30 protein-coding genes and 1 tRNA gene are annotated in these 25,200 nt (G+C 69.9%); 16 read left to right on the top strand and 15 right to left on the bottom strand.

Going from position 1 to position 25,200, the window contains the following annotated elements:
* Positions 1 to 20 precede the first annotated feature (20 nt).
* Both ACH4SI_RS39315 and ACH4SI_RS39310 read right to left on the bottom strand, forming a co-directional pair.
* Entirely contained in the window at positions 21 to 272 is a 252-nt protein-coding gene (locus ACH4SI_RS39315) for an acyl carrier protein (protein ID WP_398304831.1), read from the bottom strand.
* 263 nt (positions 273 to 535) lie between these two features.
* Entirely contained in the window at positions 536 to 1,297 is a 762-nt protein-coding gene (locus ACH4SI_RS39310; RefSeq protein ID WP_398304828.1) for a LuxR C-terminal-related transcriptional regulator, read from the bottom strand.
* Positions 1,298 to 1,658: 361 nt separating this feature from the next.
* Between ACH4SI_RS39310 and ACH4SI_RS39305 the strand changes: the two genes are divergently transcribed.
* Both ACH4SI_RS39305 and ACH4SI_RS39300 read left to right on the top strand, forming a co-directional pair.
* Positions 1,659 to 3,221 carry an MFS transporter gene (locus tag ACH4SI_RS39305; RefSeq protein ID WP_398304825.1) on the top strand — a complete coding sequence of 521 codons (1,563 nt, stop codon included), beginning with the start codon at positions 1,659 to 1,661 and terminating at the stop codon, positions 3,219 to 3,221.
* A gap of 4 nt (positions 3,222 to 3,225) precedes the next feature.
* On the top strand, positions 3,226 to 4,257 hold the full coding sequence (locus ACH4SI_RS39300; RefSeq protein WP_398304822.1) for a zinc-binding dehydrogenase: 1,032 nt from the start codon (positions 3,226 to 3,228) through the stop codon (positions 4,255 to 4,257).
* A 57-nt stretch (positions 4,258 to 4,314) separates the two neighbouring features.
* Here the strand turns inward: ACH4SI_RS39300 and ACH4SI_RS39295 are convergent, their stop codons facing one another.
* The 6 genes from ACH4SI_RS39295 to ACH4SI_RS39270 all read right to left on the bottom strand — a co-directional run bounded on the left by ACH4SI_RS39295 (position 4,315) and on the right by ACH4SI_RS39270 (position 9,358).
* Complete coding sequence (locus ACH4SI_RS39295; protein WP_398304819.1) at positions 4,315 to 5,367, bottom strand: ABC transporter substrate-binding protein; 1,053 nt, start codon at positions 5,365 to 5,367, stop codon at positions 4,315 to 4,317.
* 57 nt (positions 5,368 to 5,424) lie between these two features.
* Entirely contained in the window at positions 5,425 to 5,961 is a 537-nt protein-coding gene (locus tag ACH4SI_RS39290; protein WP_398304916.1) for an ABC transporter permease, read from the bottom strand.
* 402 nt (positions 5,962 to 6,363) lie between these two features.
* Positions 6,364 to 7,254, bottom strand: coding sequence for a helix-turn-helix transcriptional regulator (locus ACH4SI_RS39285; protein ID WP_398304816.1), 891 nt, complete (start codon positions 7,252 to 7,254; stop codon positions 6,364 to 6,366).
* An 87-nt stretch (positions 7,255 to 7,341) separates the two neighbouring features.
* Positions 7,342 to 8,148, bottom strand: a complete 807-nt coding sequence (locus ACH4SI_RS39280) for a response regulator transcription factor (RefSeq protein WP_398304813.1) — start codon at positions 8,146 to 8,148, stop codon at positions 7,342 to 7,344.
* Between the two features lie 365 nt (positions 8,149 to 8,513).
* Positions 8,514 to 8,906: a hypothetical protein gene (locus ACH4SI_RS39275; protein WP_398304810.1), complete on the bottom strand. Its 393-nt coding sequence runs from the start codon at positions 8,904 to 8,906 to the stop codon at positions 8,514 to 8,516.
* Positions 8,907 to 8,956: 50 nt separating this feature from the next.
* Positions 8,957 to 9,358, bottom strand: coding sequence for an ATP-binding protein (locus ACH4SI_RS39270; protein ID WP_398304807.1), 402 nt, complete (start codon positions 9,356 to 9,358; stop codon positions 8,957 to 8,959).
* A gap of 157 nt (positions 9,359 to 9,515) precedes the next feature.
* Between ACH4SI_RS39270 and ACH4SI_RS39265 the strand changes: the two genes are divergently transcribed.
* Positions 9,516 to 10,400 carry a helix-turn-helix domain-containing protein gene (locus ACH4SI_RS39265; RefSeq protein WP_398304804.1) on the top strand — a complete coding sequence of 295 codons (885 nt, stop codon included), beginning with the start codon at positions 9,516 to 9,518 and terminating at the stop codon, positions 10,398 to 10,400.
* Positions 10,401 to 10,417: 17 nt separating this feature from the next.
* Positions 10,418 to 10,642 (top strand): DUF397 domain-containing protein, encoded by a 225-nt coding sequence (locus ACH4SI_RS39260; RefSeq protein WP_398304802.1) that lies wholly within the window; start codon positions 10,418 to 10,420, stop codon positions 10,640 to 10,642.
* 82 nt (positions 10,643 to 10,724) lie between these two features.
* Here ACH4SI_RS39260 and ACH4SI_RS39255 read toward each other — a convergent pair whose 3' ends face one another.
* Positions 10,725 to 11,318, bottom strand: a complete 594-nt coding sequence (locus tag ACH4SI_RS39255; protein WP_398304799.1) for a lytic polysaccharide monooxygenase — start codon at positions 11,316 to 11,318, stop codon at positions 10,725 to 10,727.
* Between the two features lie 156 nt (positions 11,319 to 11,474).
* Here ACH4SI_RS39255 and ACH4SI_RS39250 point away from each other — a divergent pair.
* A tRNA-Lys gene (locus ACH4SI_RS39250) sits at positions 11,475 to 11,548 on the top strand.
* Between the two features lie 135 nt (positions 11,549 to 11,683).
* On the opposite strand, the gene ACH4SI_RS39245 is transcribed toward ACH4SI_RS39250, so the two are convergent.
* Entirely contained in the window at positions 11,684 to 12,235 is a 552-nt protein-coding gene (locus tag ACH4SI_RS39245) for a GNAT family N-acetyltransferase (protein ID WP_398304914.1), read from the bottom strand.
* Between the two features lie 123 nt (positions 12,236 to 12,358).
* Entirely contained in the window at positions 12,359 to 12,952 is a 594-nt protein-coding gene (locus tag ACH4SI_RS39240; protein WP_398304796.1) for a choice-of-anchor C family protein, read from the bottom strand.
* A 229-nt stretch (positions 12,953 to 13,181) separates the two neighbouring features.
* On the opposite strand from ACH4SI_RS39240, the gene ACH4SI_RS39235 reads away from it, so the two are divergent.
* The 3 genes from ACH4SI_RS39235 (at position 13,182) to ACH4SI_RS39225 (ending at position 14,635) form a co-directional block, all read left to right on the top strand.
* Positions 13,182 to 13,871, top strand: coding sequence for a hypothetical protein (locus tag ACH4SI_RS39235; RefSeq protein WP_398304793.1), 690 nt, complete (start codon positions 13,182 to 13,184; stop codon positions 13,869 to 13,871).
* A 67-nt stretch (positions 13,872 to 13,938) separates the two neighbouring features.
* Positions 13,939 to 14,208 carry a hypothetical protein gene (locus ACH4SI_RS39230; RefSeq protein WP_398304790.1) on the top strand — a complete coding sequence of 90 codons (270 nt, stop codon included), beginning with the start codon at positions 13,939 to 13,941 and terminating at the stop codon, positions 14,206 to 14,208.
* Positions 14,201 to 14,635, top strand: a complete 435-nt coding sequence (locus ACH4SI_RS39225; protein WP_398304787.1) for a DUF6879 family protein — start codon at positions 14,201 to 14,203, stop codon at positions 14,633 to 14,635. The genes ACH4SI_RS39230 and ACH4SI_RS39225 overlap by 8 nt, the downstream gene beginning before the upstream one ends.
* A 32-nt stretch (positions 14,636 to 14,667) precedes the next feature.
* Here the strand turns inward: ACH4SI_RS39225 and ACH4SI_RS39220 are convergent, their stop codons facing one another.
* Complete coding sequence (locus ACH4SI_RS39220; protein ID WP_398304784.1) at positions 14,668 to 14,877, bottom strand: 4-oxalocrotonate tautomerase family protein; 210 nt, start codon at positions 14,875 to 14,877, stop codon at positions 14,668 to 14,670.
* Positions 14,878 to 15,014: 137 nt separating this feature from the next.
* Here ACH4SI_RS39220 and ACH4SI_RS39215 point away from each other — a divergent pair, with 137 nt between their 5' ends.
* Positions 15,015 to 15,875 (top strand): helix-turn-helix transcriptional regulator, encoded by an 861-nt coding sequence (locus tag ACH4SI_RS39215; RefSeq protein ID WP_398304911.1) that lies wholly within the window; start codon positions 15,015 to 15,017, stop codon positions 15,873 to 15,875.
* 10 nt (positions 15,876 to 15,885) lie between these two features.
* Here ACH4SI_RS39215 and ACH4SI_RS39210 read toward each other — a convergent pair whose 3' ends face one another.
* On the bottom strand, positions 15,886 to 16,896 hold the full coding sequence (locus tag ACH4SI_RS39210; RefSeq protein ID WP_398304781.1) for an alpha/beta hydrolase fold domain-containing protein: 1,011 nt from the start codon (positions 16,894 to 16,896) through the stop codon (positions 15,886 to 15,888).
* Between the two features lie 327 nt (positions 16,897 to 17,223).
* Positions 17,224 to 17,958 (bottom strand): TetR/AcrR family transcriptional regulator, encoded by a 735-nt coding sequence (locus ACH4SI_RS39205; RefSeq protein WP_398304778.1) that lies wholly within the window; start codon positions 17,956 to 17,958, stop codon positions 17,224 to 17,226.
* Positions 17,959 to 18,031: 73 nt separating this feature from the next.
* Here ACH4SI_RS39205 and ACH4SI_RS39200 point away from each other — a divergent pair, with 73 nt between their 5' ends.
* The 3 genes from ACH4SI_RS39200 (at position 18,032) to ACH4SI_RS39190 (ending at position 20,726) form a co-directional block, all read left to right on the top strand.
* Entirely contained in the window at positions 18,032 to 19,501 is a 1,470-nt protein-coding gene (locus ACH4SI_RS39200; protein ID WP_398304908.1) for an FAD-dependent monooxygenase, read from the top strand.
* A gap of 407 nt (positions 19,502 to 19,908) precedes the next feature.
* Complete coding sequence (locus ACH4SI_RS39195; protein ID WP_398304775.1) at positions 19,909 to 20,061, top strand: hypothetical protein; 153 nt, start codon at positions 19,909 to 19,911, stop codon at positions 20,059 to 20,061.
* A gap of 32 nt (positions 20,062 to 20,093) precedes the next feature.
* On the top strand, positions 20,094 to 20,726 hold the full coding sequence (locus ACH4SI_RS39190) for a class I SAM-dependent methyltransferase (RefSeq protein ID WP_398304773.1): 633 nt from the start codon (positions 20,094 to 20,096) through the stop codon (positions 20,724 to 20,726).
* Here ACH4SI_RS39190 and ACH4SI_RS39185 read toward each other — a convergent pair.
* Positions 20,723 to 21,154, bottom strand: a complete 432-nt coding sequence (locus tag ACH4SI_RS39185; RefSeq protein WP_398304770.1) for an ATP-binding protein — start codon at positions 21,152 to 21,154, stop codon at positions 20,723 to 20,725. The genes ACH4SI_RS39190 and ACH4SI_RS39185 overlap by 4 nt on opposite strands.
* Positions 21,155 to 21,269: 115 nt before the next feature.
* Between ACH4SI_RS39185 and ACH4SI_RS39180 the strand changes: the two genes are divergently transcribed.
* The 4 genes from ACH4SI_RS39180 (at position 21,270) to ACH4SI_RS39165 (ending at position 25,199) form a co-directional block, all read left to right on the top strand.
* Positions 21,270 to 22,100: a helix-turn-helix domain-containing protein gene (locus ACH4SI_RS39180; protein ID WP_398304767.1), complete on the top strand. Its 831-nt coding sequence runs from the start codon at positions 21,270 to 21,272 to the stop codon at positions 22,098 to 22,100.
* On the top strand, positions 22,097 to 22,273 hold the full coding sequence (locus tag ACH4SI_RS39175; RefSeq protein ID WP_398304763.1) for a DUF397 domain-containing protein: 177 nt from the start codon (positions 22,097 to 22,099) through the stop codon (positions 22,271 to 22,273). Before ACH4SI_RS39180 ends, ACH4SI_RS39175 begins: the two co-directional genes overlap by 4 nt.
* Before the next feature lie 73 nt (positions 22,274 to 22,346).
* Positions 22,347 to 23,027 (top strand): FadR/GntR family transcriptional regulator, encoded by a 681-nt coding sequence (locus ACH4SI_RS39170; RefSeq protein ID WP_398304906.1) that lies wholly within the window; start codon positions 22,347 to 22,349, stop codon positions 23,025 to 23,027.
* A gap of 339 nt (positions 23,028 to 23,366) precedes the next feature.
* Entirely contained in the window at positions 23,367 to 25,199 is a 1,833-nt protein-coding gene (locus tag ACH4SI_RS39165; RefSeq protein ID WP_398304760.1) for a glycosyltransferase family 2 protein, read from the top strand.
* Position 25,200 lies beyond the last annotated feature (1 nt).

Genomic DNA, 25,200 nt, shown 5'->3' with positions numbered 1-25,200 from the left:
GGAGTCCGCCGAAGGTCCTGTCACCAGCCGGCCGCGTCGGAAACGACCTCGTAGACGCCCTTGAGGTTCACCATCCGGCCCAGCTCGGCCTGGTCGATGACGACGTTGAACGTTTTTTCGAGCGCCGCAAGTATTTCAATGGCACGCAGCGAATCGGCGTCATGCTCTTCTTTGAAGAGGCTGGTCTCGGTGACCTCGTCCGGGTCGATCTCAAGGATATCCGTGACGATTTCCTTGATGGTTTCCCGACGCTCTTCGACGATGGCGGCCATTACCGCGCACCTCCATTTTCGGCATGGGCAAAGCGACGACTGCCGATGACGCTATGCGCCGCTTCCGGGGCCGACAAGCCCAGAGTCCACTACCTGTCACACCGCCCGTGAACCCAACCGGACGACAACCACTGCTGTCATAAAGCTGCACTGCGCAGCCGGTTACCGGAAGGTCAGGATGCCCAATCTGCAGCAAGCTGCCACGGCGATACCCACAGACCGCGCAAATCAGCCGGAACCCGACTACCCGTCACAGCAGTCGCCTAGTCACGCTCCGCCTCCATGAGCCCCGCGCGCACGGCCCGCACCCCCGCCTGGAAGCGCGACTCCACGTTCAGGTCCCGCATGATGTCGGCCACGTAGCGCCGGTACGTACGCACCGAGAGCCCCAGCTTCCGGGCGGCCGCGTCGTCCTTGTAGCCCTCGGCCATCAGCGTCAGCACCTCGCGCAGCACCCGGCCGCGCGCCCCGCCCTCGAACGACAGCGGCCGCATCGGCCGCAGCGCGGTGTCCCACATGCCGCACAGCAGCCGGTGCAGCATCGCGGCCACCGTCGAGTTCTGGATCATCGAGGCGCGGGAGCCGCCGGGGTCGCCCGGGGAGCGCTCGGGCGCGATCACCGCCGCGCCGTCCACCGCGACCAGTTCCTGCCGCACGGATCCGCACACCCGCACCTCCAGCCGCGGCACCGTGCCGACCGTGCGCTGCCACACCGCCCCGCGGATCACCCGCGGCGGGCACAGCATCCGGGTCCGCACGCCCTTGCCGGACAGCTGTGCGAGCGTCTGCGCGACCAGCCGCGCATGGTCCTCGGAGGTCACCTCCGGCAGGCTCCAGATCACGTCACGCTCGGCGCGCAGAACCAGCCGTGCCGCCCATCCGGCCACGGCCTCGCCGTCCACCGGCAGTTCCGCGGTCGCCGAGGCCAGCACGCTACGGCGGTGGTGGGTCACCGCGGACTCGATCAGCCGTAACGCCTGGCCAAGGGCTTCCTCCAGGTTGTCCGACCTGGCTTCCGGCTCCATACGAACCGCTCTCCTTGTGCCCGTCGCGCCGTCAATACCGTCGATACCCTCAATGGGCGTACGGTCATTTGGTTGAATTCCAAAATGGCTCAAAGGACACCCCCCGTTCCCCGATCGAGGCACAGTAACGAGCCATCTGCCGAAACGGCAAGGAACATCATGGCTCAACAGCGCGTCAGCCGGGTAAATACCATCGCCCTCCCGCGCGGGAAGACCCTCGAACGGGGTCAAGGGGCTGCACCCCGGCTCGGCAGATTGGTAACTTCCTCTTTGAGCCAGCAAGCCTTGAGCCAGCAAGCCGTCCCTTGCCGTACGAGCGCGGACCCCCACCCTTCAGTGGTCCCCGAAAGGCGCCGCCCCCATGGCTGCACAGAACACCGCGATCACCGACACGGCACCGGCCGGCACCCCGCGGTCGCCCACCGGCCGTCAATGGCTCGCTCTCGCGGTGCTGGTCTTCTCCCAACTCGCGGTTTGGCTCGACAACACCGTTCTCAACGTCGCGCTCAAGACACTGGCCGACCCGGACGACGGGCTCGGCGCCAGCCCCAACCAGCTCCAGTGGAGCATCAGCTCGTACACGCTGGTCTTCGCGGTGCTGCTCTTCACCGGCGGGGTGCTCGCCGACCGCTACGGCCACCGCAATCTGCTGCTCACCGGCATGCTCGTGTTCGGCGGCGCCTCGGCCTGGGCCGGGTACGCGGGCTCGGCGACCGAACTCATCGTCGCCCGCGGGGCGATGGGCATCGGCAGCGCCCTGATCATGCCGGCCACGCTCGCGCTGATCGCCCAGGTCTTCGACGAGCGGCACCGCGCGACCGCCATCGCCATCTGGTCCGGCTCCAGCGGTATCGCGATCGCCACGGGGCCGATGCTCAGCGGGGCGCTGCTCGACCACTTCTGGTGGGGCTCGGTCTTCCTCGTCAACGTGCCGATCGTCGTGCTGTGCGTGGCCGGTTCGCTGGTGTTCCTGCCGGGCGCGGGCGCCAAGGTGCGGCAGAAGTTCGACCCGCTGGGCGTGGTGCTCTCCACGATCGGCCTCTTCGCCATCGTGTGGGCCGTCATCGAGGGCGGTCACCGCAATGACTGGAACGATCCGGCCATTCTCGGCGCGTTCGCCGTCGGCACGGTCCTCGTCCTGGTGTTCGTCCTGGTCGAACTGCGGGTCGCCAACCCCAGCTTCGACGTCCGGCTCTTCCGCAACAGCCGCTTCACCGGCGCGAGCGTCGCCGTGATGCTGACCTTCTTCGGCCTCAACGGCTCGATGTACTACACCAGCTTCTATCTCCAGGGCGTCCACGGGCAGACCCCGCTGGAGTGCGGCATGTCCATCGCCCCCGTCGCGATCGGCGTGCTGCTGGGCGCGCCGCTCTCGGCCAAGCTGGTGCGGGCGTTCGGGGTGCGCCGCGTCGTCACCGTCGCCATGCTCATCGCCACGGTCGGCTTCTTCGCGTACGTCTTCCTGGACGAGCACAGCGGCCTTGGCCTGTTCTGGGTCTTCCTGATCCTCCAGGGGCTCGGCATGGGCGCCGCCGTGGCCCCCACCACCGAGGCCATCATGGCGGTCCTGCCCGCCGACCGCACCGGCGCCGGGTCCGCCGTCAACAACGCGATGCGGCAGATCGGCGGCGTCCTCGGCGTCGCGGTCCTCGGCTCCATCCTGGCCGGTGTCTACCGCGGCGAGATCAGCCCCAAGCTGGACGGCCTGCCGCCGGGCGCCGCCGACGCCGCCGAGGAGTCCCCCGAGGCCACCCGGCTCATCGCGGGCCGGCTGCGCATGCCGCGGCTGTCCGACTTCGCCGACCAGGGGTTCGTGCACGCCATGCACGTCGCCGCCGTGATCGGGGCGATCGCCGCGGCGGTCGGCGCGGCCATCATCTGGTGGACGTACCGGCGGGCCTCGTACGCCGAGGACGCCGGCTGATCACATGGCTGTTCCCCTGCGCACGGCGGTCATCACCGCGGCCGGAGAGGTCGAGTTACGCCGGATACCCGTGCCCGCCGTCGGGGACTCGGACGTGCTGGTGCGCATCGCGGCATGCGGCATCTGCACCATGGAGGCCAACCTGTACGCCGGGCGCATGACCGTCTACCCGGCCGCGGCCGGACACGAGATCTCCGGATGGGTCGAGCGCGTCGGCGCCACCGCCGCCGCCCTGGAGGACATGCCCGCCGTCGGCTCCCTCGTCACCCTCGACGGACTCCCCCGCTGCGGCGCCTGCCGCGCCTGCCGCCGCGGCCAGTCCGCCATCTGCGTCGCCCTCCAGGGCCGGGTCCGCGAGGCGGACGGCGCGATCGCCATGGGCACCGGACTCGCCGACCACATCGTGCTCCCCGCCTCCCGGGTCTGGCCGGTCGGCGACACCGACCCGGCGGTCGCCGCCATGGGCGAACCGCTCGCCTGCGTCGTCCACTCCCTGCGCCGCGGGGCCTTTCGGGCCGGGGACCGGGTGACCGTCATCGGGGCCGGGTACATGGGCCATCTCCACCTGGCCGTGGCCCGCGAGCTGGGGGCGCGCGGGGTCGCGGTGGTGGAGCGCGACGAGGAGCGGGCGACGGCGGTCGCGGCGGCGGGCGCCGACGCGGTCGTACGCCCCGAGGACATCGACCAACTGGCCGCCGCTGACGTCGTGTTCGTCACGATCGCCAGCGCCGAGTGCATCGCCGCGGCGTTGACCGCCGTGGCGGACGGCGGCACGATCGTCCTCTTCGGCGGCGCCCCGGACGGCCCGCCCGCCGACCTGCCGGGCTACGAGGTGCACCGCCGCCAGCTGACCGTGACCGGATCCTTCAGCCACGAGCCGGACGACTGGCGCACGGCGGCCGAACTGCTGCGACGCGGCACGCTGGCGGCCCGCCTGGAGCGCCTGGTGACGGCGCGGTACGGACTGGACGAGGTGGAGAAGGCACTGAAGCGGGCCTCGGAGACCCCGGTCCACCGAGTGGTCGTCACCCCGTAGGCCAGGGTGGCCGCCGCGCTGCGACGGCGCGCGGCGGCCGAGCACTGACGACGGAACCTAGGACTTCGGCAGGTAGCCGTTGTCGTACGCGTCCTCGGGGGTGACCGTCTTCTCCAGCAGCCCCTGGTCGTACATGAAATCGGCCATCCGGGTCCAGGTCTGCGCGTCGTTGACGCCGACCTCGCCCTGGTCCGTCTTCATCATCGGCACCGTGGCCTTGAGAACCGCCCTCGCGTTCTTCGCCTGCTTTTCGCCGCGCAGGCCCGGCACATACTTCTCGCTGAGCTTGATGGTGTCGTCCGGGTTCTCCATCGCGTAGCGCAGCCCGCGCAGCGACGCCGCGACGAACTTCTTCATGTCGTCGCCGCGCTTGTCCAGCACGTCCTTCTTGACGCCCAGACCGACCCCGACCAGCGGATCGCCCTTGTCCCCGGAGTCGAGCGTAATCGCCCGGACCGCCTTACCGGCCTCCTCGAAGGAAATGGCGTCGTTGTTCAGATAGCCCATCACGCCCTCGACCTTGTTTCCGGTCAGGGCCGCCTGCTGGGTGAATCCGATGTTCTGGATCTTGGCCTGCTTCGGAGAAAGTCCACCCTCCTTGAGAAGGGCGAGCAGACCGAAATAGGTCTCGCCGAAGGGGCCGGGCGTTCCGATCTTACGGCCCTTGAGATCGGCCGGTTTCCTGATGTCGGACTCCTTGGGCACGATCAGACCCACGGGATATTTCTGGTAGAAGGTCGCGATGTCCACGACCGGCAGATTCTTGGAGGCGCGCGCCTGGAGCATCTCGTCGCCTCCCGCGTAGACGACGTCCTCCTTGCCGGACTTCAGCGCCCCGAAGAGGTCTTCGGCGGCGCCGTGGTGACGTAGTGTCACCTTGAGCCCGGCGTCCTTGTAGTAGCCCTTCTCGGCGGCCACGTAGAAGGGCGAGAACTGGATGTTCGGGGTGTAGGTCAGCCCTACGGTGATGCTCTTGCCGCCCTTGCCCTCCGCGTCCTTCGGCTCCTCGGCGCATGAGGTCAGGGTGGCCGCGGCCACCACCGACACGAGAGCCGCCCCCAGCACCCGCTGTCTGACGGCGGTCCTCATGGTCGTCTGCACAGAACGCACGTACTTCTCCTCGCGAATCGACTCGTGGATCGGAACTCGTGAATCGGATGGAACCGGTCAGTCACGCTGGGCGAGCCGCTCGACCAGCCGGACCACCCCGTACAGACCGGCGGCGAGCAGGGCGAGCATGACGAGTGTGGAGAACAGGCCGATGGTGTCGGCTGCCTGGCGCTGCACGGACAGCAGCTGCCCCAGCCCCTCGCCGCCCATGACGAACTCCCCGACCACCGCTCCGGTGATGGAGAGCGTGAAGCCGTTGCGCACCCCGGCGAGGATGCTGGGCAGGGCGAGCGGCAGCTCGATGTACCAGAGCATTCCCCACCACCCGACGCCGTCCACGCGGGCGGCGCCCAGCACCTCGGGATCCAGTGCGCGCAGCCCCAGCACGGTGTTGACGAGGATGGGGAAGAAGACGAGGAGCGCGCACAGCACCGCGATCGGCAGCAGTCCGTAGCCGAGCCACAGCGCGAGCAGCGGGGCCAGCGCCACGGCGGGCACGGCCTGCGAGGCGGCGATGTACGGCTGGAGCGCGGCGGCCGCCAGGTCGCTGCGGGCGATGAGATAGCCGAGCGGCAGCGCCACCCCTATTCCCATACCGCTTCCGGCCAGCGCTTCCCGTACGGTTTCCCAGGTGTAGTCGACGAGTGAATCGTGCAGTAACGCATCGATGAAATGCCGGGCCAAGTCGACCGGCCCCGGAAGATAGAACTCCGCCACCGCTCCGGTACGGGTGACGACGTCCCAGACGAGAAGCAGCGCCAGCCCGAATACGAGCGGCGGAAACACTCCCCGGAACATGATCCCCGTGCGGCGCTCACCGCGCACGACCACCTTGGCCGCCGTGACCGTCGTGACCGCCGTAGCGCTCCCGTACCCCTCGCCCATCCCCAAATCCCCTTGTATTACCGGATTTTCCAGATCACGGCACGCCCGCGAGGCAACCTATCCCCAGCGCACACCGGTCCACAATGTGAATGGGAAAACGAAACAATATTTTCAGCGCTCACCGAGAATGCCCAGCTCGGAGGCGCGCGCCCCGGCCTGGAAGCGCGAGTTGGCGTCCAGCAGTTCCAGGATCCCGGTGACATAGCGGCGGTACGTACGCACGGAAATCGCCAGATCGCGGGCGGCGGCCTCGTCGGTGACCCCGTCCCGCAGCCGCGCCAGCACCCGCCGCACCATCTCCGTACGGGCGCGGTTGCCGAAGTCGAGCGGGCGCGGGGCGGGGGCGGCCCCCGCCCAGATGGAGCGGAACATGCCGTGGAGCGAGCCGACGACCACCTGGTCCTCGATGACCGAGGTCTGCCGCCCGTTCGCCGACTCCGTGCACACCAGCGCGGTCCGGCCGTCGGCGATCACGGCCGTGGGCAAGGGCACCGGGGCGATCCGGACCTGTGCGGGACGGCATGCGGGCTCCCGGGGCGCGGGCTCGCCCGTCGCCTCGGACTCGGGCGTAGCCTCGGGCGCGGGCACGGGCGCGGGTGCGGGGCCCGGGATGGGCGACGGTAAGGGCGCGGGGCCCGCCGGGGCGCCTCCGCCCGGCCCACCGCCCGAGCCGAGACCCGATCCGCCGCCCGGGGCCCGGCCGCGCAGCACCCGCACCCCCACCGCGTCGTCGTCCAGGTTCAGCAGCAGGGCGGTGAGCGCCGCGTGCGCCGCCGCCATCCGGCCGGGCGCTTCCGGGAACACGGCGTCCACCCGCCCCCGGGCCTGGGTGATCACCTGCTCGGCGGCGGCCAGGAACGCCCCGTCCGCCACCCCCACCTGGGTGAACTGCCCCGTTCTCGTTCTGCGGGCCCGGTGTTCGACGACGGTGGCCTCGATGAGGGCCCGCACCTCCCGTAACGTCCGCTCCAGAACGTCCCCCGGATCGCCGGGATCCTTCATGTCGTTATTCCTGCCTCGTGACGTGGTCAAGGTCTCGAGTGCCATGGGCTATGGGCTATGGGCTATGAGCTCCGCGTGAAGGCGGTGTCAGTGGTCCGGCAGCAGCCCCAGCTCCACCGCCCGTACCCCCGCCTGGAAGCGGGATCCGGCCCCCAGCTCCCGCATGATCTCCGCGACATATCGGCGGTAGGTCCGCAGGGATACCTGCATGTCGCGCGCCGCCACCTCATCGGTGTGGCCGGTGCGCAGGCATTCCAGGATGCGCCGCGTGGACGCGGCCCACAGCCGCCCGCCCGGCCGCGGATAGTCCTCGAGCGCCACGGCGTTCCCCCAGGTCCCCGCGAACATCAGCTCCAGGGCCTGCACCGCGGCGGGATCCTCGACGAGCGACGCCTGCCGCCCGCCGTCCCGCGCCGGGTCCGGCGGTTCGTTCCGTACGTAGACGATCTGGCCGTCGATGAACAGCGCCTCCGGTAACTCCCCGTTACAGACGCGGACTTCGCAGCGCGGATCGGTGCGCGCCAGCGCCCGCACCCGGGCCGCGTCCAGCGCCCGCGGCAGACACAGCAGCCGCACCGCGCGGCGGCCGCGGCCGCCCCGGGCGGGCCGGGCCAGCGCCGCGCAGACGACCTCCGACTGTTCCTCGCCGCCCGAGAGGACGACGCTCACGGTCCGTTCGGCCCCGTCCACGAGCGTGTCGACGACCTCAGCGAGCGGCACCTGCCCGAGAGCCTTCCCCGCCCAGGAGTCCTGGGCCAGTTCCCGCCGGTGCCGGGTGACCGTGGATTCGATCAGATCGCGGGCGGCCAGCAGAGCACGCTCGACGTAGTCGCCGGTCATGGCGGTGCCCGAGGAGTCCGCCCCACGCTCAGGAGAAGGCTCGGACCTCGTCACAAGACCAACCATGAGTTCCCCTGCAGGGCGACAGCTACCTGGATTTGCAAATACCGGCTTGGTTCCTGGAATTCCCGTGCCTCAATACGCGGAGGCAGCATGGTGCGAAATCACTGATGACAGTAATTCGCGCACAGCGACGGCGTCAACGCGGGGCGTGAAGTAAAGACTGGACCAAGTCCGGCGCGTCAGAGCGCGACCCGGCGCTCGACCGCGCGCCAAACGGTGTGTGTTGTCATCAAGTTACGAACCGTCAGCCCGCGAGATCCCCGACCGGACACGGTCAGCCGCGCTACGGACACGTTCCGCCACGAAGTGGAAGCAGCGCTGTCCAGTTGCTGCCACTGTCCCGGACGGGGTATCGGTCACTGCGGGCCGAAACTGATCGAACCGTGGAAGTCGCGCCCTTGGATGACCGGACCCGAGGCGGTCCCGGAGAAGGTGTTGTGCACCGCGCCCGCCTCCCGCTCGGCGGGCTCGCCGAACTCCCGCAGCCAGGCGGCCAGGTCGCGGCCGAACTCCGGGTCCTGCCGGGACCGTTCGACCAGCAGATCGGCCAGCCGGCGCAGCCCCTCCTCGTCGTCGTACGGGATGGCGACCGGCTCGGGACCGGCCGCCGGCTCGGCATCGCCGCGCCGCCACACCCGGCGGGCCAGCGCGCCGAGCGATTCCAGGGCCCGCCGCCCCGCCTCGCCCCCGGCGCCGGACACCACCGCGTTGACCGCCGTGACCAGCGCATCCGTCGTCACCGGATCCATGGGCCCCCTCCCCTGCCGCTCCGTCAACTCCACGCTAGCGGCGCGGACGGTCAGGAATCCACTGATTCGGCACGCAGCGTGAACCAGACCGTCTTGCCGTGGTCGTGAAGGTCCGTGCCCCACTCGTGGGCGGTCTTGCTGAGCAGGAACATCCCACGCCCGCACTCCGAGAGGAAGTCCGGCTCCTTGAGCACCGGCAGTGAGGGCTCGGAGTCGCAGACGGCGGCGCATATCCCGTACGGGCGGTTTTCGAGCGTCAGCACGCAGTCGGGCGAGGCCGCGTGCTTGTGGACGTTGGACAGCAGTTCGGTGACGCACATCGCCGCGGGCGTGACCAGTTCCTCGCGTCCCCACAGGCGCAGCCGGGAGCCGACGGCGCGGCGCACCTCGGCGAGTTTCTGCGGGTGAACGCGGAGGCGGAGTTCGTACCGCTGCGGGATGTTGTCTGCCATATGGTCCGGGGCCCCTCCAAAACGCAGCGCACTGACGCCGTGTCGCAAGAGCGATCCTGGCTCATCGGGAGTGGCACTCGCAATGTTTCGACTCTTTAGGTCAAGACTGGCATATGCCGCCTGGTGACTCCGGTTGGCGATAGGTCAGACTGACGCCATGTCCTACCAGCCAGTGCCCACCGTACGGCGCAGGCGTCTGGGTTCGACCCTGCGGAGGCTGCGCACCGAAGCGGGTATGACACTGGACGCGGCCGCCGAAGCGCTCAACGCGACCGCGAACGGTTCCCCTGGCGCCCGCCACTGGACCGCGCCGAAGCTGTCGCGCATCGAGAACGCCAACGCGACCATCCGCACCACCGAGGTCGAGATCCTGCTGCGGGCGTACGAGGTCAGCGACGGGGACGTCCGGATCGCGCTGGAGGGGCTCGCCAAGGACGCGGGCAAGCGCGGTTGGTGGCAGACGTACCGCGGGGTCGTCGCGCCCGCCTACGCCGACTACATATCGCTGGAGTCGGACGCCGACTCCGTCCGCGACTACGCCCCGCTGGTCGTCCCCGGGCTGCTCCAGACGTCCGACTACGCGCGCGAGACGATCGCCGCGAACGCCCGCGCCCGCAGCGCGTCCGAGGTCTCCGCCCTCGCCGAGGTGCGGCTCGCCCGCCAGGCCGTGCTCACCCGCCCGGACACCCCGCTGAAGCTGTGGGCCGTCATCCACGAGACGGCGCTGCGCCGCCGGTTCGCCGGCCGCCCGGCCATCATGGCCGATCAGCTGCGCCGGCTGCTGGACGTCGCGGAGTGGCCGACGGTGACGCTCCAGGTGATGCCGATCGACGCGGCGCCCAACCCGGGGGACGCCGGCGCGTTCACGCTCGTGGGCTTTCCGGGGCCGATGCCGGATGTGGTCTCCCAGGAGAACCTGCGCGGCCCCACGTACGTCGAAGGAGCCGACGACGTCAACGTTTTCGTCGACGCCTTCGGCCGCATCGCCGACAGCGCGCTGTCCCCGGATGCGACGAAGGGCCTTATCGCAGATCTCGTATGAGAAAGAGGGCCCCACACATGAACACCTCATGTACCTCTGCACCACTCGCCGGGAGCCGGCACCGTCCGCGCTGGCGCAAGTCCTCGTACTCCGTGGGCGAGGGCCAGTGCGTGGAGATCGCCGCCAGTGGCGGACGGCTCCTGATCCGGGAGAGCGACGACCCGGACGTGGTCCTCACCACGGCCCCGGCGACGCTCGCCGCCTTCCTGCGGGGCGCGAAGGCGGGCACGTTCGACGCGTGACGTAAGCCGATGGACGGCCGCCCGGCCTCATGGCCGGGCGGCCTCATGGCCGGGCGGCCTTTTCACGCCGGATTCGGCACGGTCAGAACTGGACATCCGAGCAGGCGTAGAACGCGTTCCCGGTGTCCGCGATGGTCCAGACGGCGAGGATCACATGCCGCCCGGTCATCCCGCTCGGGATCGTCCCCGAGTGCGAGAGCGTGGTCGGCGGCCGCTGGTTGTTGTACGGCACGGTCAGGAACGGCTGGGTCTGGAGGCTGGACCGGGTCACCTTGGAGCTCGGGTTCCAGCCGTTCTTGGTGATGTAGTACTTGAAGTCGGTGGTCGCGTGCGAGGCCGTGAACCGCCAGTTGAAGGTGTAGCTCTTCCCGGCGGTCAGCTTCGTCGTGGGCCACGCCCCGCCGCGCGGGTCGTCGAGCTGGGCGAACCGGCTGTTGCCGCCCGCGCAGATCGTCCCGTCCGCGGGCCCGCCCGACGGGAACCCCTTGGGCCCTTCCACGCTCTGCGGCTCGTACTGGATGTCGCCGCAGTTGGCGACGGTCCCGTTGGCGCACAGCTTCTGCCTGCTGATCGGTGAGTCGGTGTAGCCGTGACCGGTGGCACTGCCGCCGGTCGCGAGGACGGTGACCGCCGCGAGCCCGATGCCGACCACGGCGGCGCGGATCTTCTTGCGCATGCTTCGCTCCTGAAGACGTGGGGGTGCTTCTGCGAGCCGTGCGGTGCGGTCTAGACCAAGTGGAGCGTAGCCAGAGCCATCTGGCATGTCCATACCAATGACAAGAGGTTGGTTCGGACCACGCTCCGAGGTCCGGTAAGATTTCTCCGTCAGCAGGCGCCGCTAGCTCAGTTGGTTAGAGCAGCTGACTCTTAATCAGCGGGTCCGGGGTTCGAGTCCCTGGCGGCGCACCTGGCTTTACGCCACTGACCTGGGGTTTCCTGGCTCGTCCGGGAGGCCCCAGTCGTGTTTCGCGGCATCCGTCGCGGCGGCACGTCCAGGAGCAGAAGGAACGCCAACTCGCCCTGCGCGACGACGCGGATGCCTTACGAGGACGCCCGCCACTCGGGGGCGAGCACCGACCAGATCTCCATGTCGCGCCGCTGCCCCCGGTACAGGAAGCTCTCCCGCAGTACGCCGTCCTTCGTCATCCCGAGGCGCCGGGCCACGGCGATGCTGGCCTCGTTCGCCTCCGCGACGAGCCATTCCACGCGGTGGATGCCCCGCTCCTCGACTGCCCAGTCGATGATCACGCGGGACGCCCTGGTCACCAGGCCCCGGCCCACCGCCGATGGCTCCAGCCAGCAGCCCGCCTCGGCGGTGCCCTGCGCGATGTCCATCGTCCGGAAGAGGACTCCGCCGACCAGCTTGCCGTCCGTCCAGATGCCATAGATCCGCCCGGTGTCCGTGGCGGCCTTGTGCGCGTACGACTCGAGGAACCTACGGCTCGACGCCAGGTCCGTGACAGCGTCCGCCAGCGCGATGTGCTGCCCGATGAACTCCCGTCCCCGCTCCATGTGGGCAAGGAACTCCTCGGCCTGCCACGGTTCGAGCGGGCGTAGCTCCGCGCCGTCGTCCCCCAGGGATATCGCGTACATCATCGCCCTCCACGGCCCGGCCCACCCCGCCACGACGCGACGGATCTTCTCACGAAGCAGTACGAACCGCCCCGGCGCGCGAGGGCGCCGGGGCGGTTCGTACGCGGTCGGTTCAGGCCGCGATCAGCCGCAGTCGGGGCAGGGGTCGCAGGCGCGGACGGAGACGTCGTCGATGACCGGACCGTAGGCGCCGGACAAGGTGCTGGCGAAGGCCAGCGTGGTGGTGGGGCCGGTGGCCACGAAGGACACCTCGTGGGTCACATAGCCCATGTTCGCCATGGTCTTGCCGGTGACGTCGAAGGTGAAGTCCTGGAAGTTCTGGCCGTCGACCAGGACCTTTCCGGTCCTGATGGCCGGACCGCCGGCGGGGTTACCGGCGAGGGAGTACGTCACCGTGTACCTCTTGCCCGGCACCGTGGTGAAGTTCTGGCTCACCGTGCCCGCGTTGTCCCCGTTGAGGTCGACGGACTGGTCCCCCTCGGCCGCCTGCCAGAACCCGCCACCAATGTGGTCGACGTTCCCGGCGGCCACCTGCCATGGCCCGATGGTCCCTCCCGTCCCCACGTTCACGAACGTGTTGGCCGCCACCCTGGGGGTTTCGAAGCTGCCGTCATCGAAGTGGCTGGCCGCCGGCGCGGCCAGCGCGGCGCCCGTACCGGCTCCCGTGAGCACACCGGCGATGATGGCCACAGCAACAAAGGTGCGAATGGGCGACATGTTCCCCTCCCGGATAAAAGATGCGCGAGCGTCTGAATTGACCGCCCGGATGAATCTCCCGCATCTCCCGGCGGAGACCAAGACCGAGCCACCGGCGCACGGTGGTGGGCGACGGCCCGAGCCCCCTGGGCGCGCCGGTCTGTTAATCCGTCCGCCCCTGAACGTCTCGCCTCCATTACGGAGTCCGGAAGGGTGGCATACACCCTCCCAATCTGGTGATCATGGTCAAGTGGAGATCGCCGAACTCGTCCTGAAGTACATAGAGACGCTGGTCTGGCCCGCCGTGACGGTGGGCCTGGTCTGGGGCCTGCGCGGCCACATCCGCGAGGCGTTCACGCGGATGACGCGCCTGGAGACTCCGGCGGGCGCGATCGAGTTCGAGACGCAAGCGCGGGAAGTGCTGAGCCTGGCGGAAGAGGTCGTCATCGCCGACGCACCGGTGCCCTTCGCGCAGGGAGTGCCCACGCCGCGCCCTCAGCCCTGGCCGCCGTACCCAGCACCGGCCGGTGAGCCGGCCCCCGAGCGCGCGGAAGAGGACCTCGCCCCTCCCGCAGGCGAGGAAGCCCCGCCACCGCAGGCCCCGCAAGGACCGGCACCACAGCCTGCGGGCGCGTGGTCTCCGCCCTCGTATGCGCAGCCTGCCCCGACCGAGGCACCGTACTGGCGCGAACAGCTCAGCGAAGCCCGGACCATGGCCGACGCGTCGCCCGTCGGGGCCGTCGTCACGGCGTGGAACGCGCTGCTCAGCATGATGCATGATGGCCTGCCGCCCGACATGGTCGACGTCGTCAACCGGCTGCGCACCCTTCGCAACCAAGCCGTGCACCAAGCCCACACTGTCACTCCCACCGCTGCCCGGAGCTTCATCGAAAGCTGCCATCACGTCGCGCTGCTGGTCGGAACAACGAGGCGGCCATAGATTCCGAGTCCCGGCGCGAATACACTCAGTGACGACCACTCCCGTGGTCCGTTGAGCGGAGGCAGACATGACTCACGCCTGGAAGCCCGACCCGTCCGCGTTGTTCGAGCGGCGGCTCGGAAGGTCCGGCAAAGAGCTCGGCGTTACAGATGGCCGTGACGACTGCCCGGACATCTGGCAGCTCAATAATGGCGACATCGCGGTGATCGGCAGGGACCTCACGGCCGTCTACGGCGCTCAGCTACCGGACGGCGTGAGCGTCGGCCCCGACGAGCGGCTTGTCGTCATCCCCGGAAGCATGCTCAGGGCGGCGAAGGCGGACATCCCCGATGCGTGATCTCCAGGCCCCCGCTCTCCCGCCCGAGCAGGGCGAACGGCTCACCCGGGACGCCTACAAGCGCGACTTCCGGGAACGCGAAGCGAGGATCCGTGACGCCGCCTCCTGGAAGCTGGAGCGCCGACAGCACTTCGAGGAGCAGGGCAGCCCCAGCCGGGACGCACTTCGCCGGGGCCAGTGGGAAGAGGCGCTGCGGCTCCTGGAAGACCGACGTGACGCCTTGCGCGCGGCCGCCCAAGAGGACGCACAGCACGGACACACCTTTCACCGTGTGCGGGTGGTCGAACCACCGCTGACCCCGTACATGCAGTGGGAACTCCACTCCCACCGACAGCGCGGCTACTGGGCGACCACGACGGGCCCACGGGCGGTGGCGATGCGCGGCGCCATCGAACGTCGGTTGGAGGGAACGGACCAGGAGAGCTGACCACCAAGCGCGCGATCGCCGCCGCCCGTTGGTCAGCCCGATTGCTGGAGCGCGGCGAGGGTCAGGACGTTGCCGCCGATGCCCCAGCCGCCGTCGGCGACCTCCTCCACCAGGACGAGGGTGTTGGCCCGGGCCCGTTCGCCGTAGATCTCGGCGTACAGGTCGGTCGTCCGCGTGATGATCTTCTCCTTCTGCTGCTCGTCGAGGGTTCCGGCGGGGACCTTGAAGTTCGCGAAAGGCATGGTGGTTCTCTTTCCTATGCGGAACGGCAGGGACAAGCTGGACAGGTCCCACCCTGGGCCGGTGCCGCCGCGCCAACCAGGGCTGTGCCCACCCAGGGGTTGCCGTCCCCTGGATCAGCGCACCGGTGCGCGCGACGATGGACGGCGTGAACCACTCGCAGCTCGCCGCATTTCTGAAGGCCCGACGCGCCCGGATCCGCCCGGCCGACGTCGGGCTGACCGCCGGTCCGCGGCGCCGGGTGCCCGGGCTGCGGCGCGAGGAGGTCGCCCAGTTGGCCGGGCTCTCCGCGGACTACTACACGGAGCTGGAGCGCGGGCGCGGTGCCCAGCCCTCGGCCCAGGTGCTGGCCGCCCTCGCCCGCGCGCTGCGGCTGGACGGCGACGCACGCGACCACTTGTTCCACCTCGCCGACCGCCGCGTTCCCCCCGCGGCCCACGGACCGGCCGCGCACGTCCAGCCCGCCCTGCTCGGCCTGTTGGACCGGCTCACCACCACCCCCGCGCGGGTCATCACCGACCTGCACGAAACGCTCGTCCAGAACCCGCTGGCCGCCGCGCTCCTCGGTCCGCCCCCGGCCGTACGCGGCCCCGAGGCGAGCTTCGTCCACCGCTGGTTCACCGACCCCGGCGCCCGCGCCCTCTACCCGGCCGAGGACCACCCCCATCACTCCCGGGCCTTCGTCGCCGATCTGCAGGCCGTGGCCGCCCGGCGCGGCGGTGACGCCACGGTGGCCGAACTGGTGGCCGAACTACGGCGGCGCAGCGAGGAGTTCGCCGTCCTCTGGGACACCCACGACGTCGCCCTCCGGCGGACCGACCACAAACACATCGTCCATCCCGCCCTGGGGGTCATCGAACTGGACTGCCACACCCTGTTCAGCGAGGACGGCTGCCAACGCCTGCTGTGGTTCACCGCCCCGCCCGGCACCGAGGGCGCCTCGCAGCTGCAACTTCTCTCCGTCATCGGCACGCAGGACATGACACGCGAGCAGGCGTAGGCGCTGGTCTTCACGGCGCCAGGAGTCTGCGCAGCCATAACAGCCGCGCGGCCCGTGCGTCCCGGGAGATGGCGGCGTGCGGGGCCATTCCGCTGAAACCGTGGAAGGCACCGGGCCAGACGTGCAGTTCAGCCCGCCCCCCGGCGCGCCAGATGCGGCCGGCGTAGTCGACGTCCTCGTCGCGGAAGGTCTCCGCGGATCCCACGTCGATGAACGCGGGCGGCAGCCCCGACAGATCGGTCGCGCGGGCGGGTGCGGCGTACGGCGAGACGCCGTCCGTTCCGCGTGCGGCGCCGAGCAGCGCCGTCCACCCCGCCTCGTTGGAGGCGCTGTCCCACACCCCGACTCCGGTCATCTGGCGGGCGGACGGGGTGTCGTTGCGGTCGTCCAGCATGGGGCATATCAGCAGTTGCCCGAACAGGGCGGGGCCACCGCGGTCGCGCGCCATCAGGGCGACGGCCGCCGCGAGGCCGCCGCCGGCACTGCCACCGGCGACGACGATGCGCTCCCGGTCGACGCCCAACTCCTCGGCGTGCTCGGCGGTCCAGCTCAGACCGGCGTAGCAGTCCTCGACCGGCCCCGGATGCGGTGTCCCGGGCGCCAGGCGGTACTCGACGGACACCACGGCCAGCCGCAGCTCCTGCGCGAGGTCGAGCATGTCGGGCATGCCCGTCCGGTTGTCGCCGACCATCATGCCGCCGCCGTGGATGTGGTACAGCGCCGGTGTCGGGGTGGTCGCGTGGGCCGGGCGGCAGATCAGCAGCGAGACCTCCGGCGCGCCCGCCGGGCCCGGAACGGACCGCTCCTCGACCCGGAAGGCCCCGTCACGCTCCAGGGCCGCGTTGGTCACCGGTGCCATCCCGGGCACATCCTCCGGGGGCGTCTCGCCCGGGTCGGCCCCGGACCCGCCGGGCGGCAGCATCCGAGTGATGACCGCGAGTGCCGCGGCGAGTTCCGGATCGAACGGCGGCGGTGGCCCGAGCGGTGCCGTGGCCGCCGGGTCGGGGGACGTGTTCGGCATGGAGGACTCCCAGGGGCGCAGAAGGAGGATCCCCCGTCGTCGGCCGCCCGCTACCCGAAGATCAGCCGCCGCGTGGCGGATTCTACCGGCGTGGCCCGGCGGTCGGCGGGTGCCTCGGCCAGGGCTGTCCCGGCGCGCTCGTGGCCGGGGCAGCGGGGCTCGGGGCGGACGGCGGGGTGGGGAGCTGCTGCCGGTGGAACGCGCTTGGGCGCCCTTGGTGTGCGTGAGTGAGTATTGACGACCGCGTCATGCGCCTTGAGCGGGAACGGGAGGGAGTCCGTCCCGCCCGGGGAGGCGGGGGCGCTACGATCCCCGGCCGCGCTTGAATCAGACCTGCGGCCCCGTCGAGCGGTGTGCGAGGCCGTCGATCATCAAGGCGAGGGTGAAGTCGAACCGGTCGTGGCCCTCGCCGGCCGTGATCTCGGCGGCGTGGCGGGCGGTGTGGGGGAAGGTCGCGGCGGGCAACGCGGTGAACCGGCGCAGCAGTTCGTCACGGTCGACGACCCACGCGGCGTCATCGTGCGCTGCTCGCTGCCGCACGATCGACGCCTCCAGGCAGTAGGCGGCCACGTACAGCAGGAGGGCGTCGATGGCCCAGGCGGCGGCCTGCGGGGCGACGCCACCCGCGAGCAGGATCGCCAGCATTCCTTCGCTGACGCGCAGGGTCTCCAGGTCGGTGGGGGCCATGGCGAGCGCGGCGCGCGAGATCCCGGGATACGTCAGGTACTGGTCGCGGATCTGGGCGCACACCCCGCGGATCTGCTCCCGCCAGGCCGAGGGGTCGGGTTCGGGCAGTACGAGCTGGGCGCACAGCCGCCCGATGAGCAGCTCGTCCAGGTCGGCCTTGTTGACCACGTGGGCGTAGAGCGAGGCGGGTCCGGTGTCGAGCGCGCCGGCCAGTCGGCGCATGGTCAGCGCCTCGTAACCCTCCGTGGCGATGACACCCAGCGCGGTGTCCACGACCTGCTCGACGGTGATCGGGACCGTGCGGCGCCGTGGTGTGAGGTCGGCCTCGGGATTCGGCGGCTGGTGGCGCGCCGCGCGTCGCTCTCTTGGGTTCACCCGACCACCCTAATTGACACGAACGTCGTTCGTACATAGAACAGCGTTCGTGAAAGTAAATGTGAACCACGATGTGGACGTGACCGTGGTCGGAGCCGGGCCCGTGGGCCTCGTGCTCGCCGCCGAGCTGGCGCTCTCCGGGGCGACGGTGCAGGTCATCGAGCGACGGGCCGAGCCGGACGAGGCGATGAAGGCGGGGGCGATCAACGTGCCGACGGCCGAGGCCCTCGACCGCCGCGGCCTGCGGCCCGCCGCCGAACAGGTGCAGCGCGAGATGCTGGAGCGGGTGGGGCCGTTCGCCCCCGATTCCCGCTTCACCGGGCACTTCGCGGGGATGGTCCTCGACCCCGGCCTCGTGGACTGGTCCGATCCCGACCTCGCCGCGCACACCACGGTCGACGGAGCGAGGCTCGTGCCGCAGCGCGAACTGGAGGCGCTGCTGACCGACCACGTCGCGCGGCTCGGCATACCGGTGCGTCGCGGGATGGAGGTCACCGCCCTCGAGGACACCGGCGACGGCGTGCGTGTCGGCACCACGGACGGTGCGGTGCGCACCGGGTGGCTGGTCGGGTGCGACGGCGGACACAGCGCCGTACGACGCCTCGCGGGCATCGCCTTCCCCGGCACCGGCCCCGAACTCACCGGGCACCTGGCGGTCGCCGACATCGCCGACCCCTCGATGCTCGCGGACGGCTGGGCGTGGTCGCCCCGGGGTGCGTACCGCTACGGGCCGCAGCCCGGGCGGGTGGTCACCGTGGAGTTCGACGGCGGCCCAGCCGACCGGTCGGCGCCGGTCACCCTGGAGGACGTGCAGGCCGGCCTGCGCCGGGTCTCGGGCACCGACGTCACGCTGACCGCGCTGCGCGGCACGGCGACCCGCTGGACCGACAACGCCCGCCAGGCCGCGGCCTACCGCTCGGGTCGGGTGCTGCTGGCCGGTGACGCCGCGCATGTGCACTCGCCGTTCGGCGGCCAGGGGCTCAACCTCGGCGTCGGCGACGCCATGAATCTGGGCTGGAAGCTCGGCGCCGTGGTCGCCGGGTGGGCACCCGAAGGGCTGCTCGACACCTACGACGCCGAGCGCCGCCCCCTCGGCGCCTGGGTGCTGGACTGGACGCGGGCCCAGATCGGCGTGATGCGCGGGGACGCCAAGTCGGCCGCGCTCCGGGAGGTCGTCGCCGACCTGCTGAGCACCTCTGCGGGCGCGACCTACGCGGTCAAGAAGATCTCCGGCGTCACGCAGCGTGTCGACCTGCCCGGCGACCATCCGCTGCTCGGCCGGTACGTCCCCGACCTGTGGCTGAGCGACGGCTCCCGGCTGGTCGACCACGGCCACGGCGGCGGGTTCCTGCTGCTCGACCGCAGCCCGGCCGGCGCGTTCGCCCGCCTCGCGGCGGCCTGGGCAGGACGGGTGAGCACCGTGACCGACGGACCCGGGACGCCGGCCGGGGTGCTGGTACGCCCGGACGGGGTGGTCGCCTGGGCCACCGACACCGCCGACGACACCTGCCTCGAAGCCGCCCTGCGTCGATGGGCGGGTTAGTCACGTCGCGAGCTGACGTGCGCCCAGATAGGCAACGCGCATCGCATCCTCAGCGCCGTGCAACTCGACCGTGGCGAACCGCTGGAGGCCCGGTGGGCGGCGGAGGAGGCCGTCGACATCGCACTCGAACTGCGCAACACCACACTCGAAGGGTATTGGCTGCTTGCTCAGGCCGATGCGCTGCGTGCCTTGGGACGGTTCGGGGAGGCACTGGAGGCGGGGCAGCGGTCGGTGGGACTGCACGGGAGGTTGGGGGACGCTTCGCGGGAGGCGATGGGGTGGCACGGGGTGGGTGCCACGTACCAGGCGATGGGGCGGCGCGCGGACGCCGAGCCATTTCACCGGATGGCGGTGGAGGCACACCGCGCCTCGGGGACACATGGCACGAGGCCGTCGCGCTCGACGGCTTGGCCACGGCCGTGGTCGGCGAGGACCCGGAGGCGGCGCGTCGGCACTGGACCGAGGTGCTACGGCTCCTCGCCGACTACGACGACCCCCGGGCGACCGCGTTACGTGGCCACGTCGAACGCCGGTTGGCGGGACTGGGCGAGACGGGCTAGGTGTGCGTGCGCGGGTGCTAGCTTTCCCTCCCGTGACGGAACACCAGGACGAGACCAGGGTGGCCTACGACGGGGTCGTCGAGATATACGCGTCGCTGTTCGCTGATCGGTTGGAGGCGCATCCGTTCTCGCGGAACATGATCGGCACCTTCGCCGAGCTGGTGCGCGGGACGGGGAACCCGCGGGCAGCCGACGTCGGGTGCGGGCCTGGACATCTGACGGCCATGCTGCACGAACTGGGGCTGGACGCCTTCGGGCTCGATCTCTCCCCGGGCATGGTCGACCACGCCCGGCGGGCCCATCCGGCGCTGCGGTTCGACGTGGCGCGGATGGAGGCCCTGCCGGTCGAGGACAGCTCGCTCGGCGGCATGCTGTCGCACTACTCGATGATCCACACCCCGCCTGGGGAATTGCCCGCGCTGCTCGCCGAGCAGGTACGTGTCCTGGCACCGGGCGGCCTGCTCCTGGTCTCGTTCTTCGCGACCGACGACGGACCGGAGCCGGTCCGCTTCGACCACAAAGTGGCGCCCGCCTACAGCTGGCCGGTGGACCGGTTCGCCGAGTTGCTGGCCGGGGCCGGGCTCGACACGTTCGCCCGGCTGCTCCACGATCCGGCCTCCGAGCGGGGCTTCCTCGACGCCCACTTGCTGTCGCGCCTCCCCTAGAGCGCGCCCTTCCGTAAGGTGATGTGGGCCCAGACGGTCTTGCCCGGGCCGCGGCGTTCCTTGACGCCCCAGCGGTCGGCCAGCGCCTCGACCAGGAGCAGGCCACGGCCCTGTTCGTCGGCGCAGGTGGGGGCCTTGGGGGTGGGCTGACGGTCGTGGGTGTCCGAGACCTCGATCTCCAGACGGCCGGTCTCGTGGTCGTACCGCAGGAGCAGGGCGAAGTCCCGTCCCGGGACGCGGCCGTGGAGTACGGCGTTCGCGGCCAGCTCCGCCACGACGATGACGGCTGCGTCGCTGGGGCCGAGCCCCCAGGAGGCGAACTGGTTCGCGGCCAGCAGCCGGGCGAGCCGGGCCCCGCGCCGGGTGGCGGAGAATCGCTGTGCGAACGTACGTACGGTGACGGGAACTTGGCCCTGTGGTGCGGTCATGGGCGGAAGCGTTGCGGTGCGGGGGCGCCTCCGGCCAGGTATGACACCCACCCAGTTTCCGCTGTACCAGTTGACTCGCTGGACTGGGGCGGTCACCGCCCGTGACGATGTACGTATGGGAGCAGACAACAGCGAACCCGAAGTGTCGGACAGCCTCAAGACGTTTGGCGCGGTGCTGAAAGCGCTGCGGGACGAAGGGGGGTTGACGCAGGAGCAGTTCGCCCCGCGCGTGCGGTACTCGGTGACGTACGTCGCCAAGATCGAGCAGGGCAGGAGGTTCCCACCGAAGGAACTCGTCCCGCGTTCGGAAGGTGTTCTGGGCGCCCCGGCCGCTCGGGTTCTGGGCGCCGCCTACCGCACTCTGATGCGAAAGGCAGGTCTGGCGGCATGGTTCCAGCAGTGGGCGGGGATCGAGGAAGAGGCGGTGACGCTGTACGCGTATGAGTGCCGGGCGATCCCCGGATTGCTGCAGCCCGAGCCATACATCCGCGCCATATATGAGCGCCGGTTGCCACCGGTCACCGAAGACCAGCTGGAACGGGAGGTAGCAGCCCGACTGGAACGCCATCGCCTGCTGACGGAGAGGCCGAACACGGCGTTCAGCTTCATCATCGAACAGGCGCTATTGGAACGGCACATGGGAGGACCTGACGTCACGCGGGCCGTCATCGACCATCTACTGGAGGTCGGCCGCCGACGCAACGTCGAGATCCAGATCATGCCGCTGCGCCAAGAGGATCACTCTGGCGTCGACGGCCAGATGTACTTGGCTGAGACTCCGGACCACCAGTGGGTCGGCTACACCGAAGGACAGCGTTCGAGCACCCTGATTACAGCACCGAAGGACGTGAGTGTTCTCCTCCAACGCTATGGCAAGCTGCGTTCGCAAGCCCTCGATTGCGGGGCCACGGTGAGCTTGCTGAAGCAGATGCGAGGAGCGCTATGAGCATCACTGAACGAGACTGGTTCAAGAGCAGCTACAGCGGAAGCGAGGGAGACAACTGCGTCGAGGTGGCGATACGCCCCCACAGCGTCCATGTCCGCGACTCCAAGGACACCCAGCTCGGCCAGCTGACCATCTCACGGCAGGCGTGGTCGGCATTCACCGCGCAGCTCTGAGGGAACACCCGGCGCCGCTGCCGCTAAGCTGACCGGATCGGAGGTGGCGGTGGCGGCGCAGGCGCGTGGTGGGATGGCGGGCGACATCCAGGAGCGCATCAAACGGCTCATCATCGACCAACGGCTCCCCTCCGGCGCCCCTCTCCCCACCGAGACGGACCTTATGCACTTGCTCGGAGTCAGCCGTAACTCCGTACGCGAGGCGCTCAAGGCACTCCAAGCCATGGGGATCGTCGAGATCCGGCACGGCTTCGGGACATACGTGGGGCCCATGTCGATGGCGCCCATGATCGAGGGGCTGATCTTCCGCACCGTCGCCGGTCACTACCGGGGCGAGGACAGCCTGCTGCAGCTGCTGGAGCTGCGCGAGGCCGTGGAGACAGGGCTCATCGCGCGGTTGGCGGGACGGATACCGGCAGAAGACCTCCAGGCGCTCGACGCGATCGTACGGCGGATGGAGGCGGAGGCGGCCGAAGGGGCCGTCCACGCGGAGACCGATCGCGCCTTTCACGCCGCGCTGTACGGGAGCCTGGACAACACGCTGCTCAGCGAGGTACTGGAGGCGTTCTGGGACGCCTTCCACCGGGTGCGCACCGACCTGGTCGACGTACCGACCGACCCCCACGTCACCCTCGCCCAGCACCGGCGGATTCTGGAATCGGTCCGGTCCGGCGACGCCCTACGCGCCGAAGAGGCCATTCGCGACCACTTCTGCAACATTCGCAACAGACTGCGTTCTCCGCATCACGAATAAGCCGTTTTTGCGACCAGCCATGTCCACCTCACATTGCGCACCTTTGTCCGAATAAGGCCGCGTTTCTCCTTGCGATCACCCGAGCGCCTTCGAGACCCTGAGCTGGGTGCATCACACACCAACACGCCTTGTAACAAGGGGTGTTGGGGCGCCCGGGGGGAAGTCCGGACGAGACGAGTCCGGCACACTTTGCGCACAAGCCGAAGGCGACCATTCCGCATTCGATTCCATTCGACGGATTGATCGCCTCCACTATCGTGCCCGTACGGCCGTGGGGGGTCGTGCCGGCAAGGAGAACGTGACGACACGCACCAGCCCGCGTGCGGGGGGAATGAACTCATGACGTCGACGCCGACAGGCGCCCGGCATTCGTACGACCAGCATGCGTACGACTCGTCCACCACGACGCGCTTACGCATCCCGCGGCAGTATCCGAACGGACGATGGGGCAGCCGCCGGCGGCGGCCGTTGCCGAAGTACGACTACGAGCACTACAGCAGGCTCGCCGGACCACTCACCCAGCCCGACCCGCACGCCCCCTACCGCGTGCGCTACCGCAGCCTGCTGGCGGACGAGCCGCACCGCATCCGGGCCGCGCTGCTGCTGGGGGCGGCGCCGCTGGTGTCGCTGGGGCTGCTGGTATGGCTCATCCAGCCCGCGCACTGGACCGATCGGGCCGACGCCGGCCCGACCATGGCGGTGCTGGACGCCGTCATGCTGGTCTCGATCGGGCTGATCGAGTTGTTCCGGACGATGAACGTCGCGTCCAACGCGCACGCGACGCTCGTGGCCCGCGATCCGGTTCCGGTTGTGCCCGAGACGGGGACGAAGGTCGCCTTCATCACCACGTTCGTGCCCGGCAAGGAGCCGATCGAGATGGTGACGAAGACGCTCCAGGCGGCGGTCAGGGTACGGCACCGGGGGGAGCTGGACGTCTGGCTGCTGGACGAGGGCGACGACCTCGAGGTACGAGAGATCTGCGCGCGCCTGGGCGTGCGCCACTTCACCCGCAAGGGCGTCGAGAAGTGGAACCAGGCCAGCGGCCCGTACCGGGCGAAGACCAAGCACGGCAACTACAACGCCTGGCTGGACGCCCACGGCGACGCGTACGACTTCTTCGCCTCCGTCGACACCGATCACGTGCCGCTGCCGAACTATCTGGAGCGGATGCTCGGCTACTTCCGCGATCCGGACATCGCCTTCGTGGTCGGCCCCCAGGTGTACGGGAACTACGACGCAGCGGTCACGAAGGCCGCCGAGAGCCAGCAGTTCCTGTTCCACGCGCTGATCCAGCGCGCCGGGAACGCGTACCGCGCGCCGATGTTCGTCGGGACCAACAACGCGGTGCGGATCAGCGCCATCAAGAGCATCGGCGGGCTGTACGACTCGATCACCGAGGACATGGCCACCGGCTTCGAGCTGCACCGGCACCGCAACCCTTCCACCGGGCGGAAGTGGGGCTCGGTCTACACCCCGGACGTGCTCGCGGTGGGCGAGGGCCCGAACGCCTGGACGGACTTCTTCACACAGCAGCTGCGCTGGTCGCGCGGCACGTACGAGACGATCCTCAAGCAGTTCTGGAAGGCGCCCTTCTCGCTGCCCGCGGGGAAGCTCTTCAACTACACCCTGATGGTCATCTTCTATCCGATGTCGGCGCTGAACTGGATCCTCGCCGGGATCAGCTGCGCCCTGTTCCTCGGGTTCGGGGCGTCCGGCATCCAGATCGATCCCGCCATCTGGATGATGCTCTACGGCAATGCCTCGGCGCTCCAGATCGGGCTCTACGTCTGGAACCGGCGGCACAACGTTTCGCCGCATGAGCCGGAAGGGTCGGGGGGTGTGGCGGGAATGGTGATGTCCGCGATGTCCGCACCGATTTACGCGCGGTCCCTGATGGATGCCGTACTACGCCGAAAGAGCCGCTTCGTCGTCACCCCCAAGGGTGACTCGTCGAGCCCCGACACGCTCTTCGGAACATTCCGGATCCATCTTTTCTTCCTGGTCGTCTTCGGCGGGTCGCTCGCCTCTTCCTTCTACTTCGGCCACAGTCATCCAGCGATGACCGTTTGGGCATCACTCGCCCTGGCTATCACAGCCGCTCCGATCATCGCCTGGCGGTGGACCGTCCGCCAGGAGAAACGGACAACGCAGCCCGCTCTTGGGGGACGATAAG

Source organism: Streptomyces sp. NPDC021212, assembly GCF_044332925.1.
Classification (GTDB): Bacteria; Actinomycetota; Actinomycetes; order Streptomycetales; family Streptomycetaceae; genus Streptomyces.
This window is presented reverse-complemented; position numbering and strand designations above follow the sequence as displayed.

Coding starts and splice junctions, on each gene's coding strand:
- ACH4SI_RS39315 (WP_398304831.1), bottom strand. CDS start 272: ATGGCCGCCATCGTCGAAGAGCGTCGGGAAACCATCAAGGAAATCGTC.
- ACH4SI_RS39310 (WP_398304828.1), bottom strand. CDS start 1,297: ATGGAGCCGGAAGCCAGGTCGGACAACCTGGAGGAAGCCCTTGGCCAG.
- ACH4SI_RS39305 (WP_398304825.1), top strand. CDS start 1,659: ATGGCTGCACAGAACACCGCGATCACCGACACGGCACCGGCCGGCACC.
- ACH4SI_RS39300 (WP_398304822.1), top strand. CDS start 3,226: ATGGCTGTTCCCCTGCGCACGGCGGTCATCACCGCGGCCGGAGAGGTC.
- ACH4SI_RS39290 (WP_398304916.1), bottom strand. CDS start 5,961: ATGGGAATAGGGGTGGCGCTGCCGCTCGGCTATCTCATCGCCCGCAGC.
- ACH4SI_RS39285 (WP_398304816.1), bottom strand. CDS start 7,254: ATGAAGGATCCCGGCGATCCGGGGGACGTTCTGGAGCGGACGTTACGG.
- ACH4SI_RS39275 (WP_398304810.1), bottom strand. CDS start 8,906: ATGGATCCGGTGACGACGGATGCGCTGGTCACGGCGGTCAACGCGGTG.
- ACH4SI_RS39270 (WP_398304807.1), bottom strand. CDS start 9,358: ATGGCAGACAACATCCCGCAGCGGTACGAACTCCGCCTCCGCGTTCAC.
- ACH4SI_RS39265 (WP_398304804.1), top strand. CDS start 9,516: ATGTCCTACCAGCCAGTGCCCACCGTACGGCGCAGGCGTCTGGGTTCG.
- ACH4SI_RS39260 (WP_398304802.1), top strand. CDS start 10,418: ATGAACACCTCATGTACCTCTGCACCACTCGCCGGGAGCCGGCACCGT.
- ACH4SI_RS39255 (WP_398304799.1), bottom strand. CDS start 11,318: ATGCGCAAGAAGATCCGCGCCGCCGTGGTCGGCATCGGGCTCGCGGCG.
- ACH4SI_RS39245 (WP_398304914.1), bottom strand. CDS start 12,235: ATGTACGCGATATCCCTGGGGGACGACGGCGCGGAGCTACGCCCGCTC.
- ACH4SI_RS39240 (WP_398304796.1), bottom strand. CDS start 12,952: ATGTCGCCCATTCGCACCTTTGTTGCTGTGGCCATCATCGCCGGTGTG.
- ACH4SI_RS39230 (WP_398304790.1), top strand. CDS start 13,939: ATGACTCACGCCTGGAAGCCCGACCCGTCCGCGTTGTTCGAGCGGCGG.
- ACH4SI_RS39225 (WP_398304787.1), top strand. CDS start 14,201: ATGCGTGATCTCCAGGCCCCCGCTCTCCCGCCCGAGCAGGGCGAACGG.
- ACH4SI_RS39220 (WP_398304784.1), bottom strand. CDS start 14,877: ATGCCTTTCGCGAACTTCAAGGTCCCCGCCGGAACCCTCGACGAGCAG.
- ACH4SI_RS39215 (WP_398304911.1), top strand. CDS start 15,015: ATGGACGGCGTGAACCACTCGCAGCTCGCCGCATTTCTGAAGGCCCGA.
- ACH4SI_RS39210 (WP_398304781.1), bottom strand. CDS start 16,896: ATGCCGAACACGTCCCCCGACCCGGCGGCCACGGCACCGCTCGGGCCA.
- ACH4SI_RS39185 (WP_398304770.1), bottom strand. CDS start 21,154: ATGACCGCACCACAGGGCCAAGTTCCCGTCACCGTACGTACGTTCGCA.
- ACH4SI_RS39180 (WP_398304767.1), top strand. CDS start 21,270: ATGGGAGCAGACAACAGCGAACCCGAAGTGTCGGACAGCCTCAAGACG.
- ACH4SI_RS39175 (WP_398304763.1), top strand. CDS start 22,097: ATGAGCATCACTGAACGAGACTGGTTCAAGAGCAGCTACAGCGGAAGC.
- ACH4SI_RS39170 (WP_398304906.1), top strand. CDS start 22,347: ATGGCGGGCGACATCCAGGAGCGCATCAAACGGCTCATCATCGACCAA.
- ACH4SI_RS39165 (WP_398304760.1), top strand. CDS start 23,367: ATGACGTCGACGCCGACAGGCGCCCGGCATTCGTACGACCAGCATGCG.